Source organism: Algorimicrobium algoritergicola (genome assembly GCF_008086165.1).
Classification (GTDB): Bacteria; Bacteroidota; Bacteroidia; order Flavobacteriales; family Flavobacteriaceae; genus Algorimicrobium; species Algorimicrobium algoritergicola.
The window spans coordinates 152,786-169,906 of record NZ_VSKL01000005.1 but is presented as its reverse complement, the minus strand read 5'-3'; the positions used below and the strand labels follow the sequence as shown (position 1 = coordinate 169,906).

Annotated in this window: 17 protein-coding genes; 10 read left to right on the top strand and 7 right to left on the bottom strand. The window is 34.0% G+C overall.

The features are described from left to right. Positions 1-40: 40 nt before the first annotated feature. Positions 41-2,086: a dipeptidyl-peptidase 3 family protein gene (locus ES675_RS12725; RefSeq protein WP_066253221.1), complete on the bottom strand. Its 2,046-nt coding sequence runs from the start codon at positions 2,084-2,086 to the stop codon at positions 41-43. An 87-nt stretch (positions 2,087-2,173) separates the two neighbouring features. Between ES675_RS12725 and ES675_RS12720 the strand changes: the two genes are divergently transcribed. The 4 genes from ES675_RS12720 to ES675_RS16455 all read left to right on the top strand — a co-directional run bounded on the left by ES675_RS12720 (position 2,174) and on the right by ES675_RS16455 (position 4,544). Further along, the gene (locus tag ES675_RS12720) at positions 2,174-3,193 is read left to right on the top strand and encodes an SRPBCC family protein (RefSeq protein WP_066253217.1); all 1,020 of its coding nucleotides are present in this window, start codon (positions 2,174-2,176) and stop codon (positions 3,191-3,193) included. A gap of 28 nt (positions 3,194-3,221) precedes the next feature. Beyond that, positions 3,222-3,587, top strand: a complete 366-nt coding sequence (gene crcB / locus ES675_RS12715) for a fluoride efflux transporter CrcB (protein WP_066253212.1) — start codon at positions 3,222-3,224, stop codon at positions 3,585-3,587. A 398-nt stretch (positions 3,588-3,985) separates the two neighbouring features. Continuing rightward, positions 3,986-4,342 carry a hypothetical protein gene (locus ES675_RS12710; protein WP_066253210.1) on the top strand — a complete coding sequence of 119 codons (357 nt, stop codon included), beginning with the start codon at positions 3,986-3,988 and terminating at the stop codon, positions 4,340-4,342. A 52-nt stretch (positions 4,343-4,394) separates the two neighbouring features. After that, positions 4,395-4,544, top strand: a complete 150-nt coding sequence (locus ES675_RS16455; protein ID WP_157448683.1) for a hypothetical protein — start codon at positions 4,395-4,397, stop codon at positions 4,542-4,544. An 84-nt stretch (positions 4,545-4,628) separates the two neighbouring features. On the opposite strand, the gene ES675_RS12705 is transcribed toward ES675_RS16455, so the two are convergent. Beyond that, positions 4,629-5,231, bottom strand: coding sequence for a DUF1684 domain-containing protein (locus tag ES675_RS12705; protein WP_066253206.1), 603 nt, complete (start codon positions 5,229-5,231; stop codon positions 4,629-4,631). Positions 5,232-5,467: 236 nt separating this feature from the next. On the opposite strand from ES675_RS12705, the gene ES675_RS12700 reads away from it, so the two are divergent. Then, a complete protein-coding gene (locus ES675_RS12700; protein ID WP_066253203.1) occupies positions 5,468-6,679 on the top strand; it encodes an MDR family MFS transporter in 1,212 nt (403 codons plus the stop codon). A gap of 39 nt (positions 6,680-6,718) precedes the next feature. Here the strand turns inward: ES675_RS12700 and ES675_RS12695 are convergent, their stop codons facing one another. Further along, complete coding sequence (locus ES675_RS12695) at positions 6,719-7,162, bottom strand: Lrp/AsnC family transcriptional regulator (RefSeq protein WP_066253200.1); 444 nt, start codon at positions 7,160-7,162, stop codon at positions 6,719-6,721. Positions 7,163-7,279: 117 nt separating this feature from the next. Between ES675_RS12695 and ES675_RS12690 the strand changes: the two genes are divergently transcribed. Further along, positions 7,280-7,675 (top strand): hypothetical protein, encoded by a 396-nt coding sequence (locus ES675_RS12690; protein ID WP_066253197.1) that lies wholly within the window; start codon positions 7,280-7,282, stop codon positions 7,673-7,675. A 5-nt stretch (positions 7,676-7,680) separates the two neighbouring features. On the opposite strand, the gene ES675_RS12685 is transcribed toward ES675_RS12690, so the two are convergent. From ES675_RS12685 to ES675_RS12675, 3 genes are all read right to left on the bottom strand, one after another. Then, complete coding sequence (locus tag ES675_RS12685) at positions 7,681-8,292, bottom strand: DEAD/DEAH box helicase (RefSeq protein ID WP_066253192.1); 612 nt, start codon at positions 8,290-8,292, stop codon at positions 7,681-7,683. A gap of 157 nt (positions 8,293-8,449) precedes the next feature. Next, positions 8,450-9,115 carry an outer membrane beta-barrel protein gene (locus tag ES675_RS12680; RefSeq protein ID WP_066253189.1) on the bottom strand — a complete coding sequence of 222 codons (666 nt, stop codon included), beginning with the start codon at positions 9,113-9,115 and terminating at the stop codon, positions 8,450-8,452. 107 nt (positions 9,116-9,222) lie between these two features. Next, positions 9,223-9,762 (bottom strand): sigma-70 family RNA polymerase sigma factor, encoded by a 540-nt coding sequence (locus ES675_RS12675; RefSeq protein WP_066253185.1) that lies wholly within the window; start codon positions 9,760-9,762, stop codon positions 9,223-9,225. Between the two features lie 398 nt (positions 9,763-10,160). Here ES675_RS12675 and ES675_RS12670 point away from each other — a divergent pair, with 398 nt between their 5' ends. From ES675_RS12670 to ES675_RS12655, 4 genes are all read left to right on the top strand, one after another. Further along, on the top strand, positions 10,161-10,691 hold the full coding sequence (locus ES675_RS12670; protein WP_066253182.1) for a DUF1003 domain-containing protein: 531 nt from the start codon (positions 10,161-10,163) through the stop codon (positions 10,689-10,691). Next, positions 10,688-11,446 carry a COG4705 family protein gene (locus tag ES675_RS12665; protein WP_066253180.1) on the top strand — a complete coding sequence of 253 codons (759 nt, stop codon included), beginning with the start codon at positions 10,688-10,690 and terminating at the stop codon, positions 11,444-11,446. The genes ES675_RS12670 and ES675_RS12665 overlap by 4 nt, the downstream gene beginning before the upstream one ends. A gap of 153 nt (positions 11,447-11,599) precedes the next feature. Beyond that, a complete protein-coding gene (locus ES675_RS12660) occupies positions 11,600-12,082 on the top strand; it encodes a hypothetical protein (protein WP_066253177.1) in 483 nt (160 codons plus the stop codon). 405 nt (positions 12,083-12,487) lie between these two features. Then, positions 12,488-13,411, top strand: coding sequence for a hypothetical protein (locus ES675_RS12655; RefSeq protein ID WP_066253175.1), 924 nt, complete (start codon positions 12,488-12,490; stop codon positions 13,409-13,411). 161 nt (positions 13,412-13,572) lie between these two features. Here ES675_RS12655 and ES675_RS12650 read toward each other — a convergent pair whose 3' ends face one another. After that, positions 13,573-16,989 (bottom strand): methylmalonyl-CoA mutase family protein, encoded by a 3,417-nt coding sequence (locus ES675_RS12650; RefSeq protein ID WP_066253172.1) that lies wholly within the window; start codon positions 16,987-16,989, stop codon positions 13,573-13,575. Positions 16,990-17,121: the final 132 nt, after the last annotated feature.

Sequence of the window (17,121 nt, the reverse complement as noted above, 5' to 3'; positions counted from 1 at the left end):
ACAATAGCGTTGAGGCTTTTTCAATATTATAAGTTTATATTTAATTAACGGCTGGCAAGAAATTATATTTCCCACTATAGTCTAACATTTGCTTTGGAAACGATTCTGGTTGAACCACATTAATTTTAGTGATTTCGCCATTATCATCCATTTCTGGAACCAACATGGGATTTACAAATCCACTATATGGAGCAGATTCAAATTGTGCGTTTCGCTTTAAAACTTCAGCGTGAATTTCTTGATCTACTTTTACACCATAATCTTCAACCAAAGCTTGAACAGCTGCAAAATCACCTTCAGATTTAATACGTTGTGTTTCACGTAATAATTGTCCGAATAAATCATGCAATTTATCATAATCGGTAATATTGAAATAGGTTTTACCGTCGCGTGTTACTTTTTCAATAACATTTGCTTCTTGTCCTTTTTCAAAAACCCAAGCACTCACCCACTGTCTGTTACGCATGTGCGCTTCTTCAACCTCATCACCTATATTTAAACGAATTAATTGTGTCATTAAACCGTTTCTAATATAACCATCATAAGCTGCTTTTCCTATAGATTTCCAATCGTCCACTAAACCTAATTCTTGAAGTTTTGGATTGTATAAATAGTAAAGACCTACTAAATCTGCACGACCTTCTTCTAAAGTAGACGCATAGGTTTTAAGCGTTTCTTTCGTTTCACCAACACCTGGATTTAATTGTCCAGAAGCATGACCAATAACTTCATGCAATGCTGTGTGCAATTTATCAGCAGTTTGACCATATTTTTCTTCTAACTCAATTTCTTCTTCATCGTTTGCAAACTCTTTTAAACGACCTGTACTTCCTGCATTATTATAAGCATGGATTATATTTCCTAAAGAAACCGATTTACTTCCTACTGCTGCACGAATCCAGTTAGCATTTGGTAAATTAACACCAATTGGTGTGCTTGGAGACGCGTCACCAGCTTCAGCAGCAACATTTACTACCTTGTAAGAAACACCTACAACGTTTTTCTTTTTATGGTCTTCCATTAGTGGTGAATTATCTTCAAACCATTGCGCGTTTTCTGATAAAACAGACATTTTTTCAGACATATCAAAATCCTTAATTTGCACAATGGTTTCGTAACTTCCTGTGTAGCCTAATGGATCATTATATACTTCAATAAAACTGTTTATATAATCAATATTACCTTCGGTTGCTGCTGTCCATGCTACATTGTAGTCATCCCAAGTTTGCAAGTCACCTGTTTGGTAGTATGTAATTAATAAGGCAATAGCATCACCTTGCGCTTTGTTTTCAGCAACACCTTGTGCTTTTTCTAACCAAGGAATAATGTTATCAATAGCTGCACCATATAAGCCACCTGACTTATATACCTGTTCAACAATTTTTCCATTTTCTTTTACCAATTTAGAATTTAATCCAAAAGATAGTGGCTTTTTAGCATCAGGAGATTTTTTCGTTTTATAAAACGCTTCTACTTCGGCCATAGTCACATTCGGACCATAGAAATTAACAGCTGATAATAATACATTATCCACATCTTTAGCCTGATTTACTTTTTTAGAATCTTTATCATTAAATAAAACCTCTAAAGCTTCGCCTTCTAAAGTTGTATTCGTTTCTTTTAATAAACCAACTAAATAGTCTTTTGAAAATTCTGGTTTCATTTTATCATTGGAATAATGATGGTGAATACCATTACTAAACCAAACACGCTTTAAGTACGTTTCGAAAGCTTCCCAATCTGCTGATGATTTATCACCTGAATATGTGGTGTACACATTTTCAAAAGCTTTTCTAATGGTTAAATTGTGTCTGTAATTCTGATCCCAAGAAATATCACGACCAGCTAAACCAGCTTGCCCTAAATAGTAAACCAGTTTTTGTTCTTTAAGCGTTAAATTTTCCCAACCTGGAATTTGATAACGTAGGATTTTAATGTCTGCAAATTGTTCTACATTAAAATCGAAATCAGTTTCCACTTTAGTTTCAGTTTCAACCATTTCGGCTTTTGGTTCCGACTTGTCATTATTACAAGCGTAGAAAAAAGGAGCCATTAATGCCATCCCTAATATTAGTTTTAATTTCATTTGTTTAAGTGTTTTTAGTATTCACAAATGTAACATTAATTATTAACTCATAAAATTGTTTATCTTTGATTTATAACCCAATCATTCATGAAAACAATTCAATACATCCTGTTCTTTATACTCATTCTAATTATTGGTATGTCTATATATGTAGCTGTACAACCTAATGATTTTAATGTGACGCGAACACGAACAATTGCGGCTCCATCACAAGTTATATATAACCATGTAATCGATTATAAAAATTGGGACGCCCTGTCTCCTTGGGTTGAAAATGATCCCGAAACAAAAACGGTTCTATCGGACACTACTGCGGCAATTGGCAGCACGTATAGTTGGGAAAACAGTGATGAAAAGGGACATATAAAAACCGTTGAAGCTATTCCGTTTCAAACTATCAATCAGGAATTGTTTTTAAATGAATCTGCGCCAATTCAAGTAAATTGGGAATTCAAGCAAATTACAGCCAAGGAAACTGAAGTATCCTGGACTCTGTATTCTGATAATTTATCATTTTACGAAAAAGGATATGCCCTAATAAATGGTGGGCACGAAAAAATGATGAGTTCTAATTTAGAACGTGGTTTGGATAAACTGAATAACATGGTCATTGCTGCCATGGACGTTTACAGTGTTAAGGTTGATGGGATTGCGCAACATGGTGGTGGTTTTTATATTTACAAATCAACATCTAGTAAAATTTCAGACATACAAACAACAATAAGTAAGGTTATGCCAAGTGTAAAAAGTTACACCATAAAAAATAACATTGCCATGGCAGGCGCTCCATTTATATATTATCATACTTGGGATGAGCCTAATAATGCCGTTATGTTCTCCGTTTGTATTCCAACAACCACGCAGGTGATAACAACACAGAGTGATATTTTAACGGGACAATTGGAGCCATTTAAAGCGGTTAAAACTACTTTAAAAGGAAATTACACCAACTTAAAAGAAGCTCGAGACGCCACAAGGAGTTATATTGGGCAATATAACATGGAGACTTCAGAAGCAGGACCTATGTTGGAGGTTTATTTAACAGAGCCTAATAATAAACCAAATCCAGGCAATTGGATTACTGAAATTTACATAGCTATTAACTAAATAGATTCCCTTTTCAGGGGAAATAAATATGAAACAAATCCTATTGGTATTTATTGGAGGTGGTTTTGGAAGTGTATTGCGCTTTTTAGTCGGTAAATTTTTAAACAATCCTGAAACAGGAATTCCTTATGGCACGTTTCTAGCAAATATTATAGGAAGCCTACTTATTGGTATCATATTGGGTATGGCAGCTAAAAACAATTCGTTGTCCGAAAATCATATTGCGTTACTCGCTACTGGTTTTTGTGGTGGCTTTACCACCTTCTCCGCGTTTGCTTATGAAAATCATGTGTTTTTAAAATCTGGTGATTTTATGAGTTTCGCTACGTATACAATTGCTAGTTTTGCTCTTGGTTTTCTTGCTGTATTCCTGGGGATTTTTCTTGTAAAATAAAAAATACCATATTTAAATCTGAAACTTTAAAAACAACTTATCACTATATTTTCATTTGAAATAAGCAAGAATTTATTAAGTTTTAAAGTAAATAAAATATACGACATTATGCGTATGTTCTAGCATGCATATAATTTGGGGTTTTGAATTATAATCTTTAAAACCTAATTTTCATGAAAAAATTTATTTCAGGTATTGCCTTACTAATCGTAAGCGTTACGCCACAGCAATTGCAGGTGCTTCCAATGGCGACATCATTATGATTCACCCTTCCAGCACGTCTTACGGAAACATTACAGTTAATAAAGGCGTCACAATTTTAGGTATGGGTCATGCATCAGAACTTAACAATGGACCCTATTTTTGAATCCTAATAATTTAGTGTGCCAAAATAATATTTGGTATTTACTGCTAACAACCAAGCAATTGTTGATCAAAATGGCGGTACGCCAATTATTCATAACACCTCTTTAACATACCATTATGGTACACAAACTATTACCGATTTAAATGGTCCTGGGAATTGCAATAATCAAAATCCATTTTTTGTAAGTATTCCTGCTAACAATCCACTTTGGGCTGCAACTAACAATTATAACTTAAGCAACAGTTCGGTTGGAGATGATGCTGGTACAGATGGAAATGATGTGGGAATTCACAATGGATATTACGATTTCGACTTACGAGGTTATCCAACAGAATTACCTTATTTAACTGAAATGTCAATTATATGGTTCCTGCTAGTACAAGTTTAAATGTGAACTTAAAAGCAAGCGCTAATAAAACTAACTAAAAACACCTAAAATTATGAAAGCTTTATATACCTTTTTAATAGGCTGCTTTTGTATTGGTGTATCGTTAGCACAATCGGATATTGCCAGTGTTGCGTATTTCTTTGATACCGATCCTGGTATTGGAAATGGCATCCTGGTAGATATAGATCCAGATAACCACTGAAACAGAACGTATATCCAAACGGATTATTAAAAATTAAGTTTAGATTAGTGGCAATTAAGGCGTTTGACAAATTTGTTAGGCGCTTTATTTTTTATTAAAATCCTTCACACCTGCTTTTACCTCAATGTCTAAATAATTATTTCGTGGTACAATTGGACAGGAATACTTTTCGTCATAGGCACAATAAGGGTTATAAGCTTTATTGAAATCGATAATCATCATATCGTTTTCAGGAATTCTTAAATCTATATAACGGCCACCACCATAAGTTGTTTCACCATTAGTATGGTCTATAAAAGGCAAAAACAAATAATTTTCAAAACCTTCTTGGGTCATTAAATCTTGTCCTTGGTAAACGGATAATTCAAAAGTTTTTCCCTGAAGTTCAAATGTTACAACTCCATAAACGCGCTCATTAGAAACACGATCGGTTGTGGTTTGCATTAAAAACCAATCGGAATCTGGAGTTCGTTTTAATGTAGCTTTCACAATTGCTGAAGAATCTACAGGAAAGAAATCCAGTGTTTTAAAATTTTTTCTATCCTTCGCTTTGAGTGGCGATTTACTGGCATCCTTAAAATCGGCATTTTGTTGGCGCTGCCAATCTGTTTCTCCTAATAATGGTTCTTTTTTTTGAGCACAACTAATTACTGTGAAAAGCACTAAAAAACTAAAAACTATTTTCATGAGAATTATTTTTTTGACTTCAAAAGTACAACTTATTCATATTTTGTTTAGCTTTGGTAAGCAAATTAACATACCATCATGCTAAAAAGAGTCACCACGTATAGAAAATCTCATATCTCATCATTGATGAGTTGGACGCTATATGTATGTGAATAATTTTAAATGAACATAACCATTATATGAAAGTCCGACCATTGCGTCGGATTTTTTAGTTTATATAACCACCAACAACTAACATGAAAAAACTTTACAACAGCTACATAGACACCTTTCGAGGTTTGTCTCCAGAAATCTGGTGGCTGGCATTAATTACATTAATTAATCGTGCTGGCACCATGGTTATTCCTTTTTTGTCATTATACCTGACTACAGATTTAAATTTATCCTTTGCACAAGTGGGATGGGTTATGACTGCCTTTGGATTAGGATCCGTTTGTGGTTCCTGGCTTGGTGGTAAACTAACAGATAAAATTGGCTATTATAAAGTAATGGTAAGAAGTTTACTCGCCACAGGAATCCTGTTTATAGGATTACAATTTTTACACACCTTTGCTAGTATTTGCTTGGGCATATTTTTGGTTATGTTGGTGGCTGATATGTTTCGTCCTGCTATGTTTGTAGCCTTAAGTGCTTATAGTAAACCTGAAAATAAAACACGTTCTGTGACGCTTATTCGTTTGGCTATAAACCTGGGGTTTTCAACTGGTCCAGCTGTAGGAGGTATAATTATAACCACTGTGAGTTATTCTGGACTTTTTTGGGTGGATGGTATTACCTGTATTTTAGCGACTATTTTACTAGTTAATGTACTGCATCCTAAAAAAGCAAAAACGCAAGATAGCATCATTAATGATAATCCACAATCAGCTTATAAAGACAAAGCCTTTTGGATTTTTCTGGCTGCCATGACCATGTTTGGTATTGTATTTTTACAATACTTCTCAACTATGCCGCTTTACTATAAAGATGTACATGGTTTAACCGAATTAGAAATTGGTATTCTTCTAGGTTTAAATGGTGCATTCATTTTTATTTTAGAAATGCCACTTATTAAGTGGTTAGAAAATACGGGTTATAGCAAAACAACATTAATGGTTTTTGGTGCTATTTTGGTAGGAATTAGTTTTGTAGTACTAAATGTTACGCCTTGGATTGGTATTTTACTAATTGGTATGTTATTTATGACGGTTGGAGAAATGATAACATTTCCATTCTCAAATGCATTCGCTATGGAGCGTGCTAAAAAGGGAAAACAAGGTGAATATATGGCACTTTATAGTATTGCTTTTTCCATTGCACATATTTTTGGCCATAATGCAGGAATGCAACTCGCAGATTCAGTCGGCTTTGAAAACACGTGGTATGTTATGACACTTTTATCCATACTATGTATTGCTTTGTTATGGCTATTAATGCGGTATTTAAAGAAACATGAACCGGTTTCGTAATAGGCAAATTCTTATTACAGGTGTTAAAAATTTAATCAATTATTTCAATGGTTTCACAGCATTATGCTTGACGACGTGGGATAAAACAATCTGGGTTTTTGTTTCACCGTAAACAATTAATTGGTCTATAAAAGCCTCCAAATGTTTCTGATTTTTCAGAACCACTTCCATGACGATGTTCTCATTTCCGGTAATTCGGTAGCAATTAATAACCTCATCATAGGTTTTTACTTTCTCTAAAAACGGTTTTAACATACCCATAAAAGCACGAATAGTGATTAATGCTTTTAGCTGATAACCCGCTTCAAAAGGTGAAACGGTTGTATGATAATGCTGAATAATTCCAGCATCTTCCATTTTTTTTATGCGTTCGGAAACGGCTGGCGAACTAATACCAACTTGCCTACCAATTTCGGCATTTGAAGTCCGTGCATTTTGTTGTAAACACTTTAATATTTTCCAATTTAAGCTATCAATACTCATATTAAGGTAAATTAACAGTAATAAGTCGATTATTAAATCAAATATACGATTTTACTTTAATATCGAAAGTAAGTTGTGAAAACTTGTCGCTATTTTTGATAAAATTGCTAGTACATTATGATTACCCACATCTCTTCAAGCTTATTCCATTCACCTCTATATCAAAAGGCTATGGATATTATTACGCTTTCGCGAAGCATTTCAACCTACTTAAGCCAAGATTTATCAGGCTTACATGACGATGGCTCCGAAAATGCATTTATTTATTTTTCAGGAGATATTGTGCAGCAATCCGTTTCACTAGCACCAGAAATAGCAAAAGCTGAAGAAGCGCGATATTCCGAAAACAAATACAAGCATATAGCCTCTGTAAAACGGTTAACCTATTTGCTAAATAAAAACATTAAACGTTTAGAAAAATGTAATAGTAATGGCAAGGATTACCTACCGTTATTGCGTTCGGAATTGAAAAAATTCAAGCAGTTACAACACACGTGGACCTTAACATTATAAGGTATTTATCCAGTTACAATGTGCGCGTTACTCATCATATTTTCCTGAAGACTTTTTAATTTAGGCGATAGCTTTTCGGCCATAATAACATATTGGCATTTCTTTAAACTTTCGGCCACACGCAACACATCATTCTGATAGTTATTTCGCATTAAGAATTCGGCATCCTCCATGATAAACAATTGCAATTGTCCTAAATGAATTCCGTTTAAAAAGTATAACTTATTTAAGCGTTTTGGTGTAACAATCATGATATCGACTCCAAAATAAATTTCTTCCTTTTGCTTTTCCAAATCATACTCATCATAGGCGCAATAAATACGCAAATTGGTTTCATTTGTAAACTGCTCAAACTGCTCTTTTAAATGCAAAGCCGCTTCTTTATCTTTAACCATAACTAAAGCACGTGGCGAATCTTCAAAAGCTTCCGCTTTTAATTTATGAACAGCCGCTAATATAAAAGCAGTCGTTTTTCCGGCACCTGCTGGCGCTATTCCATAAACATCCATACCACCTTTTAATTTTGGTAAAATGGCTTTCTGAAATGGTAATGGCGCTTCCATATTTTGAGCCTGTAAAGCTTCTTTAAGTATGGGATGGAATTTTTTAAAGGACATAGTGGACTTTAATTATTTGAATTGAATGGCACAAACTTACAACTTTAATACCGATTCTTATTTTTCCAAAGTAAAGTATATAACAATAAAAAACCTCACAGATCATAAACTTGTGAGGTCATTTTTTAAATGCTTTAAACTTATACCGTTTAAATATTTATTCTATTCTGAATACTAAACCTCCACTAAATCCAAAAAGCGCAATTGTACTACTTGCACCAGCACCTGTTGAAATTCCTCCAGAGCCTCCATAAACATAAAATCCACCATATTCTACTGGCATCATAAGGTTGGCTTGAAGATTTAAACCTACAATCTCATTAAACATGATATTTACACCACCTTTAAAGCTAAATGCAAATTTTGTTTCGCTATACGATCGGTTGGTTAAAAGTGGATTTTCATTGCTAGATGATAAAATTACCATACCTAAATTTCCTCCAAAAAAGGGTTTCACTTTATCCGAATTACCAAAATATCTATTACCACCAATCAATATCCAGTCTGCTGACAAATCTGCCAAACGACTTTCAAAAGGACTAATAAAAAAATCCTTAATTAAGGCTTCTGAACCATGATGAATATAACTGACTTCAACCATTAATTCATTTAAAGTTTCAAATCCTACGGTAACACCATATTGGTCGCTATCATTAAATTTAATATAGTTTCCACCATAATTTAATTTAGCACCAAATTGATACCCATAAGATGGTGTAATTTCAAAGGCTTGCGCATGAATCCGTTGGGTAAAGCTAATAGCCATAAAAAAGCATACCACGCCTATTAATTTATGGTAAACGGTAAAGTAGTTTTCTTTCATTATATCGTTGGTTTTAAACGTCAAATATAATTAAATCAATACTATTACAACTTATGCACCTCAAAATAAGAAGTTGAATTTTACAAACTAGTTTATGCCTAGTTATTTTAATGGCAGATTTTACAATCTTTTTTGTCTTTTATTTCACCTACTAGAAAACCCGATTCATTGCGTGTAAAATCGCAACAATCCATAAAACCTTGGGTAATTAGCTTTCTGCCGCGTTGTATTTGCGACTTTACCGTAGGTAATGCTAACTGTAATTGTTGTGCTATATCCGCTTGCTTCATCCCTTTAATATCAGATAAAAATAAGGGATCTCTATACTTTTTGGGTAAACTTTTTATAATACCTCGTAGGCAATCATACTCTGTATGCTCGGGCGTAAAATCAGGTTCAACTAATTCAGTGTCAGGTAATTTATTCACGGTTTTTTGTGCTCTAAAATAATCCATAACCGTAAAGCGTGCAATGCTAAATAACCAAGATTTCAACTTCTCATCATTTTTCAGCATATCTTTTTTGGTATGCACTTTTATAAAGGTTTCTTGAAGCAAATCGTCAGCAATGGCAGGCTCTTTTACTTTACTTAAAATAAAGTATTTAATATCATGAGCATAGGCATTCCATATATCGTGTGTGGTCATTGTTTCTGTATTAAAAAGCAGAACTATTTTAGTATAAATTTACTAAATTAGTTCTGCTTCACATGCTTTTTAGCACACCTTAACAATTACAGTTACTACAGGTACAATTATCACAAGTACATCCGGCACAATTACCACCTTTGCAACTACTACAGGTACAGGTACATTCTATATTTTTCATACTATCTAATTTTTAAATTCATTTAATAGACGGGAATAACTCAAAAAAGATGCAAAAAATGATTTTAATTTTAAACACAACTACGCGCCGCTTTATAGATAGCTCATTGAATTTAACCCATTATTCTGCTTGTTTACTGGTTTTAGAATGTTATTTTAGTAGTTAATACTGAACAGGTGGTTATATATGCTTGTTGTAGGGCATATAAAAAAACAAAATGGACAAAGACATAACAAATTTATTAGATGCAGAAAATGCCCACATAAAGAAGCTTCAAGAAATAGTTCGGAAAACAATTGAAGACGAATCTTTGATTATCCAAAATCTTCTAAATCCACCTAAAGAAATATTAAATCAAGGACAAAAAATATCAGATAAGGTTGCGAGATTTGGTGGAAGCTGGGCGTTTATTATTTCTTTCTTTGTCATTTTAGCAATTTGGATAACTTTCAATGTTACTGCTCCAAAAGGAGACGAATTTGACCCATACCCATTTATCCTTATGAATTTAATCTTATCCTGTATTGCTGCCTTACAAGCACCTGTGATAATGATGAGCCAAAATAGAAAAGAAGAAAAAGACAGAAAGAGAAGTGAAAATGACTATTTAATTAACTTAAAAGCTGAATTAGAAATTAGGTCTCTAAATCAAAAATTAGACTTGCTTTTACAAGAACAAATCAAAGTGTTATTTGAGAGTCAAGCCAAACAAATGGAAATACTAAAAAACATTGAATCCAAAATATGAGTAATTCAACAATAAAACTAAATAAAGTGGCTGAAATAACCCTGTTATTTTGGATTATGAAAATAGTAGCCACAACATTGGGAGAAACTTTGGGCGACTTTCTTTCAATGACTTTGAATCTCGGCTATGCTGTTGGAATTGGAATTACCTTGGTTTTCTTTCTAATTGTTTTATTAATACAATTAGGAGCTAAAAAATATATTCCAATTTTCTTTTGGTTAGTAATTATTGCTACAACTACATTAGGGACAGAAATTTCGGATTTTCTGGATAGAAGTTTACATTTAGGGTATACTTTGGGCAGTTTAGTCTTGTTTTCAGGGTTAATTTTGACCTTATTTCTTTGGTATAAAAAATTTAAAACTCTTAATGTCAATCCAATTATCGATAAAAATAAAGAAATATTTTATTGGATTGCCGTACTTTTTTCCAATAGTTTAGGGACAGCTTTTGGAGATTATTTAAGCGACATTGTTGGTTTAAGTTACTTAAATGGAGCTTTAGTAACAGCAGGAATAATTGTCATTGTTTTTCTACTTCATAATTTCACCAAAATAAATCATATCATACTCTTTTGGATTGCTTTCATATTCACAAGACCTTTTGGTGCAACATTTGGAGATTTTCTAACAAAACCAATTGCCAAAGGTGGATTAGATTTAGGAACATTAAACGCTTCGGTTGTTTCAATTATTCTAATGTCAATCCTAATTGTTATAGCACATAGAAGAATGAAAATATTAGAACTGAAATAAATACGCCCTACAACAATGTATATAAAAAATAGGCGAAACAGTAATAAATTTAAGACTTTGGGCTTGTATCAAAGTTTGTGCTTAACCGAAAGTATAGTGCTTCGAAATCGCCTACTTTTCATATACTAAACGTTACCACACATTTGACCAAATATGGAGCATACGAACGAAGATAAAATTATTAATTTCATTATTAGCCTATTAAAATTTGGTGAATTTTCAAGTGTAAACCCTTTAGACATTAGACTAGAATTTGAAATTGAGAATAGTGCGGAATTATCACGGATTTTTAAAATTGCCGAAAGCGAAGGTTTAATCGAAAAACGCAGTCGGACATACATCGGTTTGACCAAAAAAGGATTTGACATACAAAAATCTGGCGGTTGGATTAAACACCTTGAATCGATTGAATCTGAAAAACAAAAAATGTTAGATAAAGATAATTTAGACCTAGAAATTAAGGTTTTACAAAAAGACAATTTTGAATACCAACATACCATTAGAGAGCAAAATGACCGAATCAGAAACCTAACAGAGGAATTACAATTCGTAAATCTTATAAAACAATATCGGTGGCTTATTGGTGCTTGCATAGGACTTGGATGGTTTTTAGGAGAAATTCTGGAAAAAATATGAATGAAATCATAAAAACAAAACCAATCCAATCAAAAAACAATCGACAATAATTATTTATTGTAATTAAGTTTTTGTGATTTATTTTAAACATAATATTTGATTTTAATAATTAATAATTTTAATTTGACCAAAGCAAAGCGCAACTGTAACGTGCGACTGACCTTTGGAACGTGAAATAAAAAACGTGTGCTAACTTAAGACGTGTATAAAAAATTGCTACTTTAGTTTAAACGTTTGGTAGTTGCTCGTTTGCTAGCTTCTGATTTTCCTTCGGAAAATCCTCGCATACAAACACGCAACTTTCCTTATACATTAACGTTATATGTAAGTTTGACCCGTCCTGAAATAAGACTACAAAAACCAGAATAAGCACCACACAGAACACCACATTAAACCCTACAAGAAATGACACACCTATTAAAAACATACTGCATATTAGCTATCTTTTCGTTGCTTGCCTGTAAACAGGACAAGAAGGCCGCTAATACGGCAACAACGGCAGAAACACAATGGAGCCCCGAAGCCGTGGACAACGAGTTTAAAGCATATTGGTATACAGGCAAAGCCGAACTAAACAGTTATACTTTAAAGCAATCCCGTTATGGTGAAATTCGTGACGGTGAAGTGGTGCTCGTATTTGTAACAGAACCATTCTCATTTAGCAAACAGGTGAAACTAGACAATCCACAGGCTGCTGGTGCAGATAATGCATCAGTTATGAAACTAAATAGTTTTAGAAAATTCAATACAGGGATCTACGATTATTCTATTGCCACTTCCGTATTTACACCCATAAATTCACAAGAACACCCAAATACGTTAAAGCTAAATACCAGCATTCAAGAATGGTGCGGACACACGTTTACCCAACTAAACCTAAAAGACACAAATTATCATTTCCAAGAATTCTCATACTTTGAAACAGATGGCGATACTGAAAGTGCTATTTCTATAGCGCTTTTAGAAGAGGAACTGATGACGCGAATTCGCCTCAATAAAGGGCAACTTCCTTTGGGAGAAACCAACATGATTTTTTCAACGATATACAGTCGATTTGCTAATAAAAACCTCGAGGCTACCACAGCAGAAATTAGTAAAACAGAAACAGATTCTACAACGCACTTTGCCATTGAATACCTGAATTATGATAGAAAAGTAACTATTGATGTAGAAAAGCAATTTCCATATAAAATACGCGGTTGGAAAGAAAATAATGGTGATGGTTTAATAACGGAAGCGCAATTGAAAAAAAGCATAAACGAACCGTATTGGGATCAGAAAAAACGCTCTGACGAAACCAAGCGTGAAGCATTACAGCTGATCAAGTAAGAAGCAGTCTAAAAAAAATAAACGACTAGATGTAAAACAACAGCTAAAGTCAATAATAGAAGCAAGTTTATAATAGAATAAACTCACTATGTTAGTTTTACCAACAAAAAAGAGGACAACCAATGTTATCCTCTTTTTTTATAATTAAATATATAATTAGCTTACATATTACGACGATACTGACCGCCTACTTCAAATAAAGCAGATGTAATTTCACCTAAACTACACACTTTACAAACATCCATTAAAGCTTCAAAAATATTCTCATTATGAATGGCTCTATTTTGAAGGTCTTTTAATAAATCTGCCGTAGTATTGGCATCATGCAGATTTTTAAGTGTTGTAATCTGATTTTGCTTTTCGGCTTCTGTAGCACGAATAACTTCCGCAGGTTGAACTGTTGGAGAACCTTGAGAACTTAAAAAGGTATTCACACCAATAATTGGGAATTCACCATTATGCTTCAATGTTTCGTAATACAAACTTTCTTCTTGTATTTTACTACGTTGGTACATGGTTTCCATAGCACCTAAAACACCACCACGTTCCGTAATTCTATCAAATTCTAACAAGACAGCTTCTTCTACTAAATCGGTTAATTCTTCAATAATAAAAGAACCTTGAATTGGATTTTCATTCTTGGCTAATCCTAATTCTTTATTAATAATTAACTGAATGGCCATAGCACGACGTACCGATTCTTCTGTCGGTGTGGTAATCGCTTCATCATACGCATTGGTGTGTAACGAATTACAGTTATCATAAATAGCATATAAAGCTTGAAGCGTTGTTCTAATATCATTAAAATCGATTTCCTGTGCGTGCAAACTACGTCCCGATGTTTGGATATGATATTTCAGCATTTGCGCTCTAGCATTAGCACCATACTTATTTTTCATGGCTTTAGACCATATTTTTCGGGCCACACGACCAATTACCGCATATTCAGGATCAATTCCATTGGAGAAAAAGAACGACAAGTTTGGACCAAATTTATTGATGTCCATCCCACGACTTAAATAATATTCCACATAAGTGAATCCATTAGATAAGGTTAATGCCAATTGTGTAATTGGATTGGCTCCTGCTTCTGCAATATGATATCCAGAAATAGAAACCGAATAGAAATTACGCACATTATTCTCAATAAAGTATTCCTGAACATCTCCCATTAATCGCAAAGCGAATTCGGTAGAGAAAATACAGGTATTTTGTGCTTGATCTTCCTTTAAAATATCTGCTTGAACCGTTCCACGAACTTGCGCAATGGTGTTCTTTTTAATGTCTGCATACACATCAGCTGGCAATACTTGATCGCCTGTTACACCTAATAACATAAGGCCTAAACCGTTGTTGCTTTCCGGTAAATCGCCATGATATTGCGGACGCACTTTACCTTTATAAAGTTTAGCTATTTTAGCTTCAACTTCTTTTTCAAGGCCGTTTTCTTGAATATACATTTCACATTGCTGATCAATAGCTGCATTCATAAAGAATCCTAATAACATAGGTGCAGGACCATTAATTGTCATACTAACCGATGTCATGACATTGGCTAAATCGAAACCAGAATAGAGTTTCTTAGCATCGTCTAAACAGCAAATAGACACACCTGCATTTCCAATTTTCCCATAAATATCTGGACGTAAATCCGGATCATTTCCGTAAAGCGTAACACTATCAAAAGCGGTTGATAAACGTTTAGCCGGTAAACCCGCACTTACGTAATGAAAACGCCTGTTGGTACGTTCTGGTCCACCTTCACCTGCAAACATACGTGCTGGATCTTCACCAGTTCGTTTAAAAGGATATAATCCAGATGTATATGGAAATTCACCAGGTACATTTTCTTGTAAACACCATCTTAAAATATCGCCCCAAGCTTGATACTTTGGTAAAGCCACTTTAGGGATTTGCGTATGTGATAAGGACTCAGTATGTGTTTCAATTTTAATTTCTTTATCGCGAACTTTAAAGGAATATATTGGATTTTTATATTTGTTTACTTTGTCATCCCAACCTGTAAGTACTTCCCAATTGTAAGGATCTAAATTTAATTTAACGCGGTCGAATTCGCCAACTAAAAGCTTAACAAAATCTTTATTCTCGACGGTGCTCGAACTTATAGACTTGGAATCAATACCTGCCTTATCTAATTCGGGTGTATTACCAATTACGGATTCTAATGTTTTATAAATCCCGTATAATCTTTGTGCGACTTCAACTTGCTCATTGGCTGTTTTATCATAGGCACGATTACTTTCAGCAATTTCTGATAAGTAACGCGTTCTTGATGGTGGAATAACAAAAATCTTCTCGCTCATTTCATCCGAAATATGGAACGTCGATTTTAATTCAGAATTCGCTTTTTCAACTAACTTATCCATGATAGCTTTGTAAAGCGTATTCATGCCTGGATCGTTAAATTGTGAGGCAATTGTTCCGTAAACTGGCAACTCATCTTGTGGTGTGTCCCATAAATGATTGTTACGCATGTATTGTTTTTTTACATCACGAAGCGCATCTAATGATCCACGTTTATCGAATTTATTGATAGCTACTAAATCGGCAAAATCAAGCATGTCAATTTTTTCCAATTGGGTTGCCGCACCAAATTCCGGCGTCATAACATATAAGGCTACATCTGAATGTTCGATGATTTCGGTATCCGATTGTCCAATTCCCGATGTTTCTAAAATAATTAAATCATATTCTGCTGCTTTTAAAACCTGAACGGCTTCATGCACATATTTAGACAATGCTAAATTAGACTGACGTGTAGCCAAACTCCGCATATAAACGCGCGAGTTATTTATAGCATTCATACGAATTCTATCACCCAAAAGCGCACCACCTGTTTTACGCTTGGATGGATCTACGGAAACTAGACCTACCGTTTTTTCAGGAAAATCAATTAAAAACCGTCTTACTAATTCATCAACTAACGATGATTTACCAGCACCTCCTGTTCCTGTAATTCCTAGAACAGGTGTTTTTGAGTTTTTATTCTTCTCATGAATCTTATCCAAAGCACCTTTAGCAACGTCTGGAAAGTTTTCAGCCGAAGAAATAACGCGAGCAATAGCCTTCGGGTTTTTACTTGCTAATTCATCAACTTCATTATCTAATTTGTCGCCTATGGCAAAATCAGATTGCTGAACCAAATCATTAATCATACCTTGCAAACCCATTTCACGACCATCATCTGGCGAGTAAATACGGGTAATACCATAATCCATTAATTCCTTAATCTCTGAAGGCAAAATAACACCACCTCCTCCACCGAAGATTTTAATATGATTAGCGCCTTTTTCAGTCAGCAAATCATACATATATTTAAAATACTCATTATGACCACCTTGATAGCTGGTTAAACAAATAGCATTCGCATCTTCTTGAATTGCAGTATTTACAACCTCTTCAACACTTCGGTCATGTCCAAGATGAATCACCTCAACACCTGTAGCTTGGATAATACGACGCATAATATTTATGGATGCGTCATGGCCATCAAAAAGCGATGCGGCTGTTACGATTCGTACTTTATATTTAGGATTATATGGTGCAATATTTTTCATTCAAATTGTTTTTTTAAGCATGGCAAATTTAAGGAATATTACTGTATTAATTTAAAGATGAGCCATGAGATGCCCTTTGAACATGCTTTTTTAGATAAGAATATTAAAAACAGCATTGAATTTCAGGTTTTT

Excerpts from the sequence above, each read along its gene's own strand:
- ES675_RS12725 (WP_066253221.1), bottom strand. The coding sequence starts at position 2,086 with ATGAAATTAAAACTAATATTAGGGATGGCATTAATGGCTCCTTTTTTC.
- ES675_RS12720 (WP_066253217.1), top strand. The coding sequence starts at position 2,174 with ATGAAAACAATTCAATACATCCTGTTCTTTATACTCATTCTAATTATT.
- crcB (WP_066253212.1), top strand. The coding sequence starts at position 3,222 with ATGAAACAAATCCTATTGGTATTTATTGGAGGTGGTTTTGGAAGTGTA.
- ES675_RS16455 (WP_157448683.1), top strand. The coding sequence starts at position 4,395 with ATGAAAGCTTTATATACCTTTTTAATAGGCTGCTTTTGTATTGGTGTA.
- ES675_RS12705 (WP_066253206.1), bottom strand. The coding sequence starts at position 5,231 with ATGAAAATAGTTTTTAGTTTTTTAGTGCTTTTCACAGTAATTAGTTGT.
- ES675_RS12700 (WP_066253203.1), top strand. The coding sequence starts at position 5,468 with ATGAAAAAACTTTACAACAGCTACATAGACACCTTTCGAGGTTTGTCT.
- ES675_RS12695 (WP_066253200.1), bottom strand. The coding sequence starts at position 7,162 with ATGAGTATTGATAGCTTAAATTGGAAAATATTAAAGTGTTTACAACAA.
- ES675_RS12690 (WP_066253197.1), top strand. The coding sequence starts at position 7,280 with ATGATTACCCACATCTCTTCAAGCTTATTCCATTCACCTCTATATCAA.
- ES675_RS12685 (WP_066253192.1), bottom strand. The coding sequence starts at position 8,292 with ATGTCCTTTAAAAAATTCCATCCCATACTTAAAGAAGCTTTACAGGCT.
- ES675_RS12680 (WP_066253189.1), bottom strand. The coding sequence starts at position 9,115 with ATGAAAGAAAACTACTTTACCGTTTACCATAAATTAATAGGCGTGGTA.
- ES675_RS12675 (WP_066253185.1), bottom strand. The coding sequence starts at position 9,762 with ATGACCACACACGATATATGGAATGCCTATGCTCATGATATTAAATAC.
- ES675_RS12670 (WP_066253182.1), top strand. The coding sequence starts at position 10,161 with ATGGACAAAGACATAACAAATTTATTAGATGCAGAAAATGCCCACATA.
- ES675_RS12665 (WP_066253180.1), top strand. The coding sequence starts at position 10,688 with ATGAGTAATTCAACAATAAAACTAAATAAAGTGGCTGAAATAACCCTG.
- ES675_RS12660 (WP_066253177.1), top strand. The coding sequence starts at position 11,600 with ATGGAGCATACGAACGAAGATAAAATTATTAATTTCATTATTAGCCTA.
- ES675_RS12655 (WP_066253175.1), top strand. The coding sequence starts at position 12,488 with ATGACACACCTATTAAAAACATACTGCATATTAGCTATCTTTTCGTTG.
- ES675_RS12650 (WP_066253172.1), bottom strand. The coding sequence starts at position 16,989 with ATGAAAAATATTGCACCATATAATCCTAAATATAAAGTACGAATCGTA.